The sequence below is a fragment of the Actinomycetota bacterium genome (assembly GCA_030684515.1).
Classification (GTDB): Bacteria; Actinomycetota; Actinomycetes; order S36-B12; family S36-B12; genus UBA11398.
In genome coordinates, this window is sequence record JAUXVJ010000016.1 from 103,491 (window position 1) to 115,519 (window position 12,029).

Annotated in this window: 16 protein-coding genes; 10 read left to right on the forward strand and 6 right to left on the reverse strand. The window is 58.6% G+C overall.

Annotation, left to right across the window (positions count from 1 at the left end; all coding sequences use genetic code 11):
- Nucleotides 1-40: 40 nt before the first annotated feature.
- The 4 genes from nucS (at nt 41) to Q8M73_07015 (ending at nt 2,685) form a co-directional block, all read left to right on the forward strand.
- The gene (nucS, locus tag Q8M73_07000) at nt 41-715 is read left to right on the forward strand and encodes an endonuclease NucS (GenBank protein MDP2288298.1); all 675 of its coding nucleotides are present in this window, start codon (nt 41-43) and stop codon (nt 713-715) included.
- A gap of 84 nt (nt 716-799) precedes the next feature.
- A complete protein-coding gene (locus Q8M73_07005) occupies nt 800-1,042 on the forward strand; it encodes a hypothetical protein (protein ID MDP2288299.1) in 243 nt (80 codons plus the stop codon).
- A 1-nt stretch (nt 1,043) separates the two neighbouring features.
- Nucleotides 1,044-1,808, forward strand: a complete 765-nt coding sequence (locus Q8M73_07010) for an alpha/beta hydrolase (protein MDP2288300.1) — start codon at nt 1,044-1,046, stop codon at nt 1,806-1,808.
- A gap of 73 nt (nt 1,809-1,881) precedes the next feature.
- Complete coding sequence (locus Q8M73_07015; protein MDP2288301.1) at nt 1,882-2,685, forward strand: GGDEF domain-containing protein; 804 nt, start codon at nt 1,882-1,884, stop codon at nt 2,683-2,685.
- Between the two features lie 224 nt (nt 2,686-2,909).
- On the opposite strand, the gene Q8M73_07020 is transcribed toward Q8M73_07015, so the two are convergent.
- Together Q8M73_07020 and Q8M73_07025 are read right to left on the reverse strand one after the other, a co-directional pair.
- Nucleotides 2,910-3,176, reverse strand: a complete 267-nt coding sequence (locus tag Q8M73_07020) for a hypothetical protein (protein MDP2288302.1) — start codon at nt 3,174-3,176, stop codon at nt 2,910-2,912.
- A 106-nt stretch (nt 3,177-3,282) separates the two neighbouring features.
- Nucleotides 3,283-4,377, reverse strand: coding sequence for a YihY/virulence factor BrkB family protein (locus tag Q8M73_07025; protein ID MDP2288303.1), 1,095 nt, complete (start codon nt 4,375-4,377; stop codon nt 3,283-3,285).
- Between the two features lie 90 nt (nt 4,378-4,467).
- Here Q8M73_07025 and Q8M73_07030 point away from each other — a divergent pair, with 90 nt between their 5' ends.
- A complete protein-coding gene (locus tag Q8M73_07030; protein ID MDP2288304.1) occupies nt 4,468-4,746 on the forward strand; it encodes a hypothetical protein in 279 nt (92 codons plus the stop codon).
- A gap of 2 nt (nt 4,747-4,748) precedes the next feature.
- Nucleotides 4,749-5,075 carry a DUF4235 domain-containing protein gene (locus tag Q8M73_07035; GenBank protein ID MDP2288305.1) on the forward strand — a complete coding sequence of 109 codons (327 nt, stop codon included), beginning with the start codon at nt 4,749-4,751 and terminating at the stop codon, nt 5,073-5,075.
- Between the two features lie 3 nt (nt 5,076-5,078).
- Here the strand turns inward: Q8M73_07035 and Q8M73_07040 are convergent, their stop codons facing one another.
- From Q8M73_07040 to Q8M73_07055, 4 genes are read right to left on the reverse strand one after another with little or no spacing between them, the layout of a single operon-like run.
- Nucleotides 5,079-6,950, reverse strand: a complete 1,872-nt coding sequence (locus Q8M73_07040; protein ID MDP2288306.1) for an acyltransferase family protein — start codon at nt 6,948-6,950, stop codon at nt 5,079-5,081.
- A 3-nt stretch (nt 6,951-6,953) separates the two neighbouring features.
- A complete protein-coding gene (locus Q8M73_07045) occupies nt 6,954-7,172 on the reverse strand; it encodes a hypothetical protein (protein MDP2288307.1) in 219 nt (72 codons plus the stop codon).
- 19 nt (nt 7,173-7,191) lie between these two features.
- Nucleotides 7,192-7,632, reverse strand: coding sequence for a methylmalonyl-CoA epimerase (gene mce, locus Q8M73_07050; GenBank protein MDP2288308.1), 441 nt, complete (start codon nt 7,630-7,632; stop codon nt 7,192-7,194).
- 6 nt (nt 7,633-7,638) lie between these two features.
- Entirely contained in the window at nt 7,639-8,112 is a 474-nt protein-coding gene (locus Q8M73_07055; GenBank protein ID MDP2288309.1) for an Rrf2 family transcriptional regulator, read from the reverse strand.
- Between the two features lie 163 nt (nt 8,113-8,275).
- Between Q8M73_07055 and Q8M73_07060 the strand changes: the two genes are divergently transcribed.
- The 4 genes from Q8M73_07060 to Q8M73_07075 all read left to right on the forward strand — a co-directional run bounded on the left by Q8M73_07060 (nt 8,276) and on the right by Q8M73_07075 (nt 12,027).
- The gene (locus Q8M73_07060; protein ID MDP2288310.1) at nt 8,276-9,379 is read left to right on the forward strand and encodes an ABC transporter substrate-binding protein; all 1,104 of its coding nucleotides are present in this window, start codon (nt 8,276-8,278) and stop codon (nt 9,377-9,379) included.
- Between the two features lie 80 nt (nt 9,380-9,459).
- Nucleotides 9,460-10,215, forward strand: a complete 756-nt coding sequence (locus Q8M73_07065; protein MDP2288311.1) for an ABC transporter ATP-binding protein — start codon at nt 9,460-9,462, stop codon at nt 10,213-10,215.
- The gene (locus Q8M73_07070) at nt 10,205-11,089 is read left to right on the forward strand and encodes an ABC transporter permease (protein MDP2288312.1); all 885 of its coding nucleotides are present in this window, start codon (nt 10,205-10,207) and stop codon (nt 11,087-11,089) included. Before Q8M73_07065 ends, Q8M73_07070 begins: the two co-directional genes overlap by 11 nt.
- Before the next feature lie 35 nt (nt 11,090-11,124).
- Nucleotides 11,125-12,027 carry a tetratricopeptide repeat protein gene (locus Q8M73_07075; protein ID MDP2288313.1) on the forward strand — a complete coding sequence of 301 codons (903 nt, stop codon included), beginning with the start codon at nt 11,125-11,127 and terminating at the stop codon, nt 12,025-12,027.
- Nucleotides 12,028-12,029 lie beyond the last annotated feature (2 nt).

The window sequence follows — 12,029 nt, forward strand, 5'->3', positions numbered from 1 at the left end:
ACCCGATTGAATGGAATTGGCGCATGGGTACGGTTGCGAGGTGCGAATTCTGGTGGCTACCTGCACTGTCGATTATGTGGGCAGGCTCACTGCGCATCTGCCGTCAGCGCAGCGTGTGATCATGGTCAAGGCGGACGGCTCAGTGCTCGTGCACGCAGACGGAGGCTCATACAAACCCCTCAACTGGATGAGCCCGCCCTGCTCTCTGCGTGAGTCAGGCTTGGACTCCGGCGAACTGCTGTGGCTGGTTGAGAACAAGGCAGGGGAGCAGTTGCGCATCACCTTGCACCAGGTCGATCACGACTCCTCGCATGAGCTCGGCTTGGACCCAGGCTTGCAGAAGGACGGCGTCGAAGCCCACCTTCAGGTCTTGCTCGCCACCCACGTCAACATCTTGGGCGAGGGATGGAGCCTGGTGCGACGGGAGTTCCCTACGCCTATCGGCCCTGTTGATTTGATGTGTCGCGACGCCGGTGGCGCATCGGTAGCAGTGGAGATCAAGCGACGTGGCGAGATCGACGGAGTCGAACAGCTCACGCGATACCTGGAGCTTCTGAATCGGGATCCGCTTCTTGCGCCGGTCACCGGAATCTTCGCCGCGCAAGAGATCAAGCCACAGGCACGCACCCTTGCTGAGGATCGCGGCATTCGCTGTGTGGTTCTGGATTACGACACTCTCAAGGGCACTGAGGATCCGAGCCTGCGTCTGTTCTGACGAGCATGGGAGACTGAGTTCGTGGGCCGGAAGAATCGTCGTCAAGTTGACCCCGTCTCGCAAGCACAGCCAGCCTCCTATGGCCTGCGCAGTGTTGAGGACTACGGCGGCGAAGACTGGATCGTGCAGACCATTACTGGAGCTGCTGCAACCAAGCCCTATCGCTGCCCCGGTTGCGATCACGAAATTCATCCAGGGACCCCACATGTCGTGGCCTATCCCGCTGATGGTCTGGGCGGAGTCGAAGCGCGCCGACACTGGCACAAGCCCTGCTGGTCATCGCGACATACGCGTGGTCCGCGGCATCAACGAGGCTCGCGCTACTGAGATGCCTGAAATCGTTGCAAACTCAGTGCTTCCGGCACTTCGGCGTCCCATCACCCTGCAGACATCTGATGGGCTGACTCTCGTCGGCGAACTGGCCAAGCCGCTGGATCGGCCGCCCCTGGCCACCATTGTGTGCGTGCATCCGCTACCCACTGCCGCGGGAATGATGGACAGCCATGTGTTGCGCAAAATGGCCTGGCGGCTGCCAGCTCTTGCTCACATGGCGATACTGAGATTCAACACTCGAGGCACGTCAAGTGCAGCGGGCACAAGTGAAGGTGCTTTTGATGAGGGTGAGGCCGAGGGCCTGGACCTTGCGGCAGCGCTGCAGTTCGTCCGGGATTCGCAATTGCCCCAGCCTTGGGTGCTGGGCTGGTCCTTTGGCACGGATGTCATCTTGAAACATGCGCTGCGCGCCCGAACCGAGCAAGGCATCCAAGGAGCGATTCTGCTGTCACCTCCATTGCGCTTCTCGCAGGAGTCCGATCTGGACAATTGGGCCGCATCGCAGTTGCCGCTCTTGGCGCTCGTGCCCGAACTCGACGACTACTTGCAACCTCCGGAGGCACTTCAGCGATTCTCGCGAGTTCCTCAGGCACAGGTGATTGGTGTTGCCGGTGCCAAGCATCTGTGGGTCGGCGAGAAGGCTGTTTCAGTAGCGCTGAATTTGATCGTTGCGGCGGTTGCTCCACAGCTTTCGCCACTGCCTCGCGAGTGGGATGGGCCCATGGAGCGCTGGAACGATCTTGACAAGACGACCAACTGAACAAGTCAATGGCGAGGGATAAGCCTTCAAACAACGTGAGTCTGCTTCCTTAGAGGGTTGTTTCGTTGGAGAGATGAGTGGCATCATTCTGCGAATGGATGTCTTGGAGCCCTCACCAAACACCACTCACGCTGTTGTGGATAACACCGACTCTATGGACGATCGTGATCGGACAGCGGTTGATCGTGATCGGACAGCTGAAGCGTTGGACGAGATCGCCATGACGCGCGATCTTCGCTCCGAGGATCGCGATTCTCGCGCTGAAGCCCGAGATGAGCGTGAAGGCACCGTTGATATTGAAGCTGCGTCGGATCGTGCCGGGGCGCGTAGGGATCGCAAAGGCGCTGCCGCTGATCGACGCCAAGCTGAAGCAGACAGAGATGCCGCCGACGTGGACCGCCAGCTTTCTGCGGTACATCGAGCGAGTCTGGTTTTGGATGAACTGACGGGGGTATATCGCCGAGAGGTTGGCCTCGCTGAACTTGAGCGAGAACTCGTCAGCGCTGCCAGAAGTGAAGAACCTTTTGTTCTGGCGTTCATTGACGTGGACGGGCTCAAGGCAGTCAATGATTCAGCTGGTCACAAGGCCGGGGATCTGATGCTTCGCCGAGTTGCTGATGCCATCCGTGCAGTCGTGCGTGAGGAAGACGTCATCCTTCGCTTCGGCGGCGATGAATTCGTTTGCGGACTGTTGGGAGTGGATCTGGATGAAGCCACAAGGCGATTTGTGCACTTTGGCAAGGATCCGCAGAAATCGCTTGGCTTGGCCACCTGTGGTCTTGTCCAGCTACAGCCCGGCGAGGAACTGACTGAACTCATTGAGCGAGCCGATGCCTGCATGTACGAGCAAAAGTCTGCAGCCGATTCAGTTTCGTAGGGACTTCAGCTCAGCTGAGGACCGATTGCGACGACCTCGCTTCGGTTCCCACCCCATCTGCCAATGACTCAAGAGGAACTGGAGAAGTCCTCATGGCAACTACGACGGTGTATTCACAGGAATTCGTGTGGGATCAGAGTGCGACGGTTGAAGACTGGTGCAAGAAGTTGAACGACGCAGGGGCACCGGAGCCTGCCGCGCATTGAAGAGGTCAATCGCGAGAACTAGTTGCGTGTCCCATCTGTGAAAATCGGGCTGAGTTCGTCTAGTTTTCCTTCCGCCTCGATCAGCATGGTGGCCACTCGACCCAGTTGCAGGGGGTCCAGGGCTGGGACATCAATGCGGTGCCCTCGCAGTTCCCACATCACAAAACGGGGGCCTTGAACGAACTCTGCGGGTGTGTCAACGCTCTGCCTAACGCAGGCGCCTGCAATGTCAAGGCGCTCAAGGAGTGCGATCTGTCGGTATTCAAGTTCAATGATGCTGGTCATGATCTCGGCCTTTCGGTCGGTGTTGATGAAGCATCGAACGTGCAGAAGCCAAGAGCAAGACGTTTCCTGTCGCGACTTGGTCACAAGGGTCACAGTCACGTCTCACTCACTCGACAGGATCTGCCTTGCCCTCAACGACCTCCACGTTGACCTGCATATTGAGCACCTGCAATTCTCGCTTTGGGTAGTGCGAGTACGCGCGTATGTCCGCCTCAGTGTCGGCAACACCTTTGAATATGCTCTTGAGTCCTCGAGGCCAGAGTCGATATGACACGACAACGTTCAATTCGGCGCAGTAGATGGTGACCTGCGCAAGGAGGAAGAACCAGAACAGCAAGCCGATTACGGCAGCAAATGAGCCGTAGTTCGCTTCTGCATGGGTGATCTGGCGCGTGAGCAGGCTGGTTGCCAGAGCCTGCATGACGGCCCAGGCGATCGCTGCGATCGCGGCACCGGGAAGCACCCCAAGCCAAGTGGTCTTCGCCACTGTTGCACGTCTAAATGAGGCGGCGATGATCGCTGTGTTGAGGAGTGCCGCGACAATGAGTATCGCGACCGTCGCGATCGATGCGTTGACTCCTTCAATCGCAATTGCCTGCAGGAGAGTGACTGTTGGCAGGCCGATTCCCACGAGCAGAAGCAAGGTGAGACTGCGCAGAAGGAACGGGAAGAAGCCAGCCCGTCGATTCTTGGGCACTTCGTAGATGGTGTTCATTGCGTCCTGCATGGCATTGGCGACGGCCAGCCCAGCCCAAAGCCCAACGAGCACCCCGATCACCAAGGCAGGGCCCGACACATCCAGAGGCTCAATGACGTCGGTTGATCCGATGGACAGAAAGCTGCCAGCAGCAGTGGAAAGAATGCTGCCCGCCAATTCCGTTTGCCCTGCGAGAGCATGCGACAAGATCGTGGCGAACACGATGAGCAGGGGAAAAACCGACAGAAATGCGAAATATGAAATCAGTGCAGCGAGCTTGCCCGCCTCATCGTCACCGAACTTCTTGAACACCGCTATGGGGACACTCAGAGAGGGGTGCTTTTGCTGGTACGAATCAAGCTTTCTCAATGGACCGGGCAACTCATCGATCGCTTGCATTTCAGTTTCGGAGGAATCACCCATACTGAACAGTACGACCGCAACGAGCAGTGCTTGAGCGTGCAATCGTGTTGCGACGGTCTTGGGATTGCACTGCGAGTGCATCGCATCCCAGTCTGCCTTTTTTATCTCCTAAGTGACTGTCAGATGCCCTGTCGTGGTTCCTGTCGTGCCTGAAGGGGCTCACCATTGGGTATGAAGATCCAACGAACCATCTATTTTGTTGCCGGCGCGGCTGTTGGCTATCTGGCTGGAGCAGCGGCAGGTCGCGAGCGTTACGAAGCGATCATGAGCCACATGAGCCAGTTTGCCCAGCAAGCAGGCGTGCCTGAGTTTGGTTCTCGCCTAGCGGATCGAACCGTGGATGTGGCGCGAACTGCGACGGATGCTGCCGGCGATCTCATTGACACAGCTGCGGACAAGGCCACGGGAACTGTGGAAGAAGTCACCAAGCAGAAGAAGTCGGGCAGCTGAGTTTGAGCAGAACGAAGCGGGAGTCGGTCACTGACCCGCGTAGTCACATTCAGCGTCGGGCTGCTGGCGGGGCAGAAGTGCACGTCAATGCCGTTGCACGGCTCGCGGCTCCGCTGGCAGCAATTGCGGCGACCATCGCGGTCCGTAAAGTGCTCAATAGCCGCTATCGCAAGATGTCGGATAGTCCTGTACCTGACCCCAAGGACATGCGCGTGACCTTTGCGCGAACCCTGCTGTGGTCCACCGCAACTGCCGTGATCGCCACTGCTGTACACGTGGCTGTGGTTCGAGGAATTCAGAAGTCTGGCTCGAAAGTTGTCGCTGCGTAAGCCTCAACTCGGCGTCGCAGTGGCAGGGGGAGTTTCAGCCGCTTTCTTGATGAGTTGCGCGTAAATGGCAGCGCCCTTGGTCGTCAGATGCACGCCGTCTGAGGCGAAGTACTCACGGTGCCCCTTGGATGCGGCGTACCAATCCACGAGCACCACATTCGGGTAGTCTTTCGCAACTTCATCAATGACACTGTTGTTGGGCTTGCGCCATGTGCGCGGCATGTTGTCGTTGACGAGCACAACTCGTGCATGCGGTTTCAAGATGTCGAGCATCTGACGAAGCATTGATTCTGGGAGCACTCCGTTGGTGCCGGGATGCACGATGACGGTTGACCCGAGTTTGTCTGCGGCTTGGTATCGCTTGAGTGGTCCGATGAAGGCCCCGGGATAGCGAGACACGGCGGCATCGATCGAAATGCCAGGCATGGCACTTTGCAGGGACTTGCGAGCACCAAGCATCACTGAATCGCCCATCGCACTAAACGATTGTGTAACAGCTGGCACAGTGTCGATCGTCACTGAGGGCTTGTCCCCAATGGCCACGAGCACATCAGAAGCGGTTGAGGTGTTCTTGGCTGAAGCGACTAACGCCGTGGAGACAGTGATGAGCGCCAGTAGCGAAGCAAGCATGATGCCAAGGACCTGCCACCGCATCTTTGAGCGAGTTGCCGTGGTGCCGTGTTCCCATCTCTTCTTCAGTTTTCCGAAAGCTCCCCGTCGGATCGGCATCTCGAGATAGCGGTAGCTCAACTCTGCCGCACCGAAGGTCAGAGCCAGTCGCAGAATCAGGAGTGACATGCCATCCAGACCCAGATCCAGGTCAGGGCGCGTGACGGCGTAGATGGGCCAATGCCATAGGTACAGCCCGTAGGAGCGTTGACCGATGTAGCGCAAGGGCTGTCTGCCAAGCAATGGCCCAATGGCACATGCCGGATGGCTGGTGATGGCGATGAGCAAGGCAACTATGGCCGCCAGAATCAGAAAGCCACCGCGATACAGCCAAGGGGTGAATTCGCTGACAAACACATAGAAGCCGAGCAGCCCAGCAAGAGCCAGCGCCCCGGTCAGATTCAGCAGCTTGCGTGCAGCAGGACTGATCCCGGTCTGCATCTGCCCTGGTCTCCACACAGCTGCGAGTGCTGCTCCGATCAGCAGTCCCATGGCGTGCGAGTCAGTTCCGAAGTACACGCGACTGGGGTCGGCAAGCTCTGGATAGCCATTGGCATTGGCCAGGTAGAACATCCATGCCGTTGATGCGAATGCGAGAGCAAGAGAGAACAGCAGGACTCCGCGTCGTTGCCATTTGCGCATGATCACAAACGCAACGGCCGGCCAAATGAAATAGAACTGCTCTTCAATGGCAAGTGACCAAAGATGCTTGAGCATCGGTGGGCGTGCGATGAAGTCGAAATACGACTGATCGCCGACGACGTACCACCAGTTGTTGACGTAGAAGAACGAGGCAACGATGTCGCTGAGTGAGCGTCCAGCTGCATCCTTGTAGAAGAAGGCGCTGGCGATACCGACAACGAGCAAGAGTGCAATCAAGGCGGGGAAGAGCCTTCGCACTCGGCCGAGATAGAAGACCTTGAAGTTGATGCTGCCCGATCGTTGATATTGCTCGAGAAGCAGCGAGGTGATCAGAAAGCCGCTCAGCACGAAGAAGACATCGACGCCAAGAAAGCCACCAGGGATGAACTCAAGATCTGCGTGATAGAGCAGCACGCCCATGACAGCGATTGCGCGGATGCCATCCAGGCCCGGGATGTAGCCCATCTCGCCAGCCTTGCGGCCGCGATCCAGGTGCCACGGTGACGAAGGCCCCTTGCGAGCCGATGGGCTCGCCGGCGAATCCGTCACGCTGGTTTCAGCCACAGTTCATCGTAGGAGGTCGATGAATCCGCTCGTACCCCGAAATAGATCTTGTTCATGAGTCAGCCATACCGCGGTAGTAATTGACGCGAGCACAAGGAAGACCACGAACCACTTGATCGCCTTGCGAATCAATGCAAGAAACGCCATTGCTCCAAGTGCTCCGGCGAGCACGGCGATGATTTCGCTTTGATGTTGCTGCCAGACAAGGCTGAGATCAGGCATCAGCCGGAGACGCTGAGGATCAGTGAGCAGCGTTTGCGGGGGGTTCGACCAGCTCAACCAGCACGCCGCCGCAGTCCTTGGGGTGGGCGAAGTTGATGCGTGAGCCACCTGTGCCGCGCTTGGGAGTGTCATAGAGCATGCGAATGCCCCGTGCGCGCAACTCATCAGATGCGGCATCCACGTTCTCAACGGTGTATGCCATCTGCTGGATCCCTGGGCCATTGCGATCAAGGAACTTGGCGATCGTGGACTCTGGGCCGGTGGGGGCGAGCAGCTGCAGTTGCGCGCCACTGCCATCAATGCCAACCATGGCCTCGCGAACACCCTGCTCCTCGTTCACCTCCTCGTGCAGCACGGTCATGCCGAATACCTCGGAGTAGAACTTCATTGCCACATCGAGGTCTGCGACTGCAATTCCGACATGGTCAACGCGCTTGAAGATGGGATCCATAGCGCTCATCTTGCCCTAAGAGGAACGTCGCTGCCATGCACCTGGCTCATCTAGCAGAGCAGCCACGGTGACAGGCAGATTGTTGGACGCGACATCAGTCAAGGTGATGTGCTCCAAGACGTCCCGCATGGCAGCGCGCACCGCAATCCAGACCTCTCGAAGGTGCTCAGAGGGCCCCGAATAGACGACATCCTCAGGTCGTTGGCCGCGAACCGCTGCCAGCGGACCATCAAGAGCACGCACGACATCGGCGATGGTGACATCGTCGGGGGAGCGGTCAAGGCGGTACCCACCCTCGGCTCCGCGCTGGCTGGCCACGATCCCCGACTGCCGCAGCTGGCGAAGGATGCCTTCCAGAAATTTCACCGGGACTCCTTGGGCCTTGCTGATGGCCTCACCTTTGACCAATTGCTTGGGGTTCTCGCCGTGGGCGGCGGTCAGCTCAAGGAGCGCTCGCATGCCGTAGTCGGCCTTCGCGGAGATATGCACGGTGTGCATTGTCCTGCTTTTCGCGGGGAATGGTTGCCAAGCATCGACGCGTGCGCCGGTGTGTCTGACTTGCCTTCTTTTCCAACAATAGTTATCTTTCCCATCAACTAACTAGGGAAATCAAGGTTCCTGCAGTAGAGACACTCCATTTCGAGAGGGATTGATGCACACGTTCACCAAGCGGGCAATCTTGGCCGCGACAGCACTCAGCGTTGCTGTGCTGCCTATTACGGCGCATGCGGCTCCCACGCCAACCCCCAAGGCCTCGGCCACATCGGAATTGCCGAAGCTGGCCACGGCACCGGTTGTCCGGCTTGGCTTCTTGGCCAACGTGACCCATGCTCCAGCGCTCGTGGCTGTCCAGCTGGGACTGTTTGAGAAGCAGCTTGCCGCGGAAGGAACCAAAGTTGAATACACGGTGTTCAACGCTGGCCCAGCTCTGATCGAGGCTATGAAGGGTGGCGCGATCGACGTCGCCTACATAGGGCCCAATCCCTCAGTTTCTGGTTTCACTACGACCAATGGCAGCTTGCTGAAGATTGTTTCTGGTGCAACCTCAGGTGGAGCCCAGCTGGTGGTTCGCCCTGGGATCAACAGCATTTCTGATCTCAAAGGCAAGAAGATCGCGACACCGCAGCTGGGCAACACCCAGGACGTCGCACTTCGTGCGTACCTGAAAGAGAAGGGTCTGACCTTCAACTCGGCCGGTGGTGGCGATGTCGGGATCATCCCCACTGACAACTCAACCATCTTGGCTTTGTTCAAGCGTGGGGACGTCGACGGCGGTTGGCTGCCAGAGCCTTGGGCATCACGTCTAGTACTTGAGTCAGGTGCAAAGGTGCTGCTCGACGAGAAGGACATCTGGCCCGGTGGGCAGTTCGTGACAACGAACATCATCGCTTCCCAGAAGTTCCTGAGTGCCTACCCAGGAACGATTCGTTCAGTGCTGCAAGCCAACAACAGCGCGATCAAATGGATCGCCAATAACCTCCTGCCTGCCAAAGACGTCGTGCAGGTTCAGGTCAAGAAGTGGACTGGCAGCCAGCTGGCTGATCCCGTCATCAACCGGGCATGGGGCAACCTGCGCTTCACGTGGGATCCGCTGCCAGCAACCCTGAAGAAGAGTGCAGATGACGCGGTCACCGCTGGTCTGTTGAATCTGAAATCTGGTGCCCTCAATGGCATCTATGACCTCCGACTACTGAACAGCGTGCTCAAGGCAGCCAAGGCGAAGTCAGTCTCTGCGGGCGGACTCGGCCTGCAGTAGGGGTGGAAAGCGCCGGTGCCGGGCGGGCTCCCACACCGGCGCGGTTCGGACAACTAGCCAATGAAAGCGGGGAATAGTTCATGACCGTTGCTCAAGGAGCAGTGGAGCTCACAGACATCGTGAAGCGCTTCACTGCCGACGGACCGATCATTCTGGATAACGTCAGCCTTTCGGTGCAGCCGGGGGAGTTCGTCTCGCTCGTCGGGGCATCCGGCTGTGGCAAATCGACCCTGCTCAACATCATTGCTGGCCTTGAAACCACAACCACGGGCCAGGTTGAGCTCTCGGGTCCGCCCACGCTCATGTTTCAGGAGCCAGCGCTGATGCCCTGGCTGACAGCGGGCAAGAACATCGAACTCGCACTTGAGTTGAGTGGGATTCCTCGCAAGGACCGCAAGGCTCGTGCGCAGGAGCTCCTGGAACTGGTCCACCTTGAGCGCTCGTACAAGCAGCGTCCGCATGAACTCTCCGGCGGGATGCGTCAGCGAGTGGCCATTGCGCGCGCCCTCGCGCAAGGACGTTCAGTGCTGCTCATGGACGAGCCGTTCGCGGCTCTTGATGCCATCACGCGCGACTTCCTGCACGAGGAGATCACGCGCATCTGGAAGGAAACTGGCATCACGATCATTTTTGTCACGCACAACGTTCGTGAGGCAGTGCGTCTGAGTCAGCGAGTGCTGCTGATGTCTTCACGCCCAGGCCGAATCATCCGCGAATGGGAGATCGGCGCCGAAGAGCCTTGGCGCACTGACTCCACGTACTCCAGTTACGTATCCGAGCTTGCCAACGAAATCACCAACAACCTGCGCGAGGAGATCGTCCGTCATGCCGTCTGAAACTGAGTTCCAGAGTACGAGCGGAGCCACAGATCTCAAGCGACTTGAATCGGGCCTTGATGCGCTGGAGACTCCGCGTTCTGAGAAGCGCAGCATCGGGGCATTTCTGTTCACTCTTGTCTCGCCACTGATTGCCATCGCTGCGATTCTGATCATCTGGCAGATCATCATCTGGCTGCAGTGGCAGCCCAACTACATCATTCCAGCGCCCAGTGAAGTCTGGACAGCCTTGGGGGAGCAGGCCAAAGCCGACATCCTGTGGCAGGCGACCTTCAACAGCATTCAACGGGCTGCCAAGGGATTCGTGCTCGCCTTGATCATCGCTACGCCTATCGGTGTGGCCCTCGGATTGAACAAGACCCTTCGCTCCATCTTCGGCCCGATCCTCACCGGCTTGCAGCAATTGCCGTCCGTTGCCTGGGTGCCGGCCGCGATCATCTGGTTTGGTCTGTCGGACGCCACCATCTACACCGTCGTGCTGCTGGGTGCGGTGCCGTCAATCGCCAATGGCCTCATTGCCGGCATCGATCAGATTCCCTCAATCATCTTGCGTGCAGGTCAGGTCATGGGTGCCAAGGGCTTTGACCGAGTACGGCGCATTGTGCTGCCGGCAGCATGGCCGGGATATCTCGCTGGCCTCGAACAGGGTTGGGCCTTTGCCTGGCGTTCGCTCATGGCAGCTGAATTGATCGCGGTATCGCCAGCCCTTGGACCAGGCCTGGGTCAGATGCTCGACAACGGACGGTCCCTGGGCAATATGGCGTTGATCATTGGTTCGATCTTCATGATCCTGGCTGTTGGGGTTCTGGTGGAGCGCATCGTCTTTGCGCCATTGCGTCGTCGCACGCTGACCAACCGAGGCTTGCTCCGCTAGCGGGGTTGCTCAGGGCATAGGCAAGAATGTGTCCTGTGTCGACACCATTTGCAGCCCGGGGCGCGATCGATCTCGGCGCCCTTGCCAATACCCGCAAGCAGCAGCAGGCAGCCGAAACCGCCAAAGCCAGCGCTCCTGCTGGGGTGATCTTCGACGTCACTGAGGCTGAGTTCCAGACTCGCATCCTGGACCAATCCAGTCACGTGCCGATCGTCATCGATCTCTGGGCGACATGGTGTGAACCGTGCAAGCAACTGTCACCAGTCTTGGAGAAGCTTGCTGCCGAAGCCGGTGGAAAGTGGATTCTGGCAAAGGTTGATGTCGACGCCGAGCCCCGCATCGCGCAGGCCTTCCAGGTGCAGTCGATCCCTTCGGTCTTCGCTGTAGTCAAAGGTCAGGTGCTGCCACTTTTCCAGGGCGCCTACCCCGAAGCCCAGATCAAGCAGGTGTTGGCCGAGTTGTTGAAGGTCGCCGCTGAGCAAGGTGTAACGGGCGTCTTCGGGCAGGTGGCACCTGTTGCAGAGGTTGAAGTCGAAGAGCCGATTGACCCGCGATTCGCTGCTGCCTTTGACGCGGTTGAAGCCGGGGATTGGGCTGCCGCTGAAGCCGCCTACCGCGAGGTGTTGCTCCAGGCGCCCAGCGACGCAGAAGCGCTGGCCGGACTGGCAATGGTCGGGCTCTACCACCGCAGTGAGCATGCGACTCTCGTTCACGATGCTGATGCCGCAGACGTTGAGGCGCAGCTGGATCTTGCTGATGCAGACGCTTTGAACAGTGATTGGTCGGCTGCCTTCACGCGGTTGATCGCAACAGTAAAGGCAACCTCAGGCGAAGAGCGCAATCGCGCTCGTGCTCGACTGTTAGAGCTGTTCGTCATCGCCGATGATGATCCTGCGGTTGCGCCTGCGAGGACTGCTCTGGCAAGCGCTTTGTTCTAGTG

Coding starts and splice junctions, on each gene's coding strand:
- Q8M73_07020 (MDP2288302.1), bottom strand. CDS start 3,176: ATGACCAGCATCATTGAACTTGAATACCGACAGATCGCACTCCTTGAG.
- Q8M73_07060 (MDP2288310.1), top strand. CDS start 8,276: ATGCACACGTTCACCAAGCGGGCAATCTTGGCCGCGACAGCACTCAGC.
- Q8M73_07070 (MDP2288312.1), top strand. CDS start 10,205: ATGCCGTCTGAAACTGAGTTCCAGAGTACGAGCGGAGCCACAGATCTC.
- Q8M73_07010 (MDP2288300.1), top strand. CDS start 1,044: ATGCCTGAAATCGTTGCAAACTCAGTGCTTCCGGCACTTCGGCGTCCC.
- Q8M73_07025 (MDP2288303.1), bottom strand. CDS start 4,377: ATGCACTCGCAGTGCAATCCCAAGACCGTCGCAACACGATTGCACGCT.
- Q8M73_07015 (MDP2288301.1), top strand. CDS start 1,882: ATGAGTGGCATCATTCTGCGAATGGATGTCTTGGAGCCCTCACCAAAC.
- mce (MDP2288308.1), bottom strand. CDS start 7,632: ATGAGCGCTATGGATCCCATCTTCAAGCGCGTTGACCATGTCGGAATT.
- Q8M73_07045 (MDP2288307.1), bottom strand. CDS start 7,172: ATGCCTGATCTCAGCCTTGTCTGGCAGCAACATCAAAGCGAAATCATC.
- Q8M73_07030 (MDP2288304.1), top strand. CDS start 4,468: ATGAAGATCCAACGAACCATCTATTTTGTTGCCGGCGCGGCTGTTGGC.
- Q8M73_07065 (MDP2288311.1), top strand. CDS start 9,460: ATGACCGTTGCTCAAGGAGCAGTGGAGCTCACAGACATCGTGAAGCGC.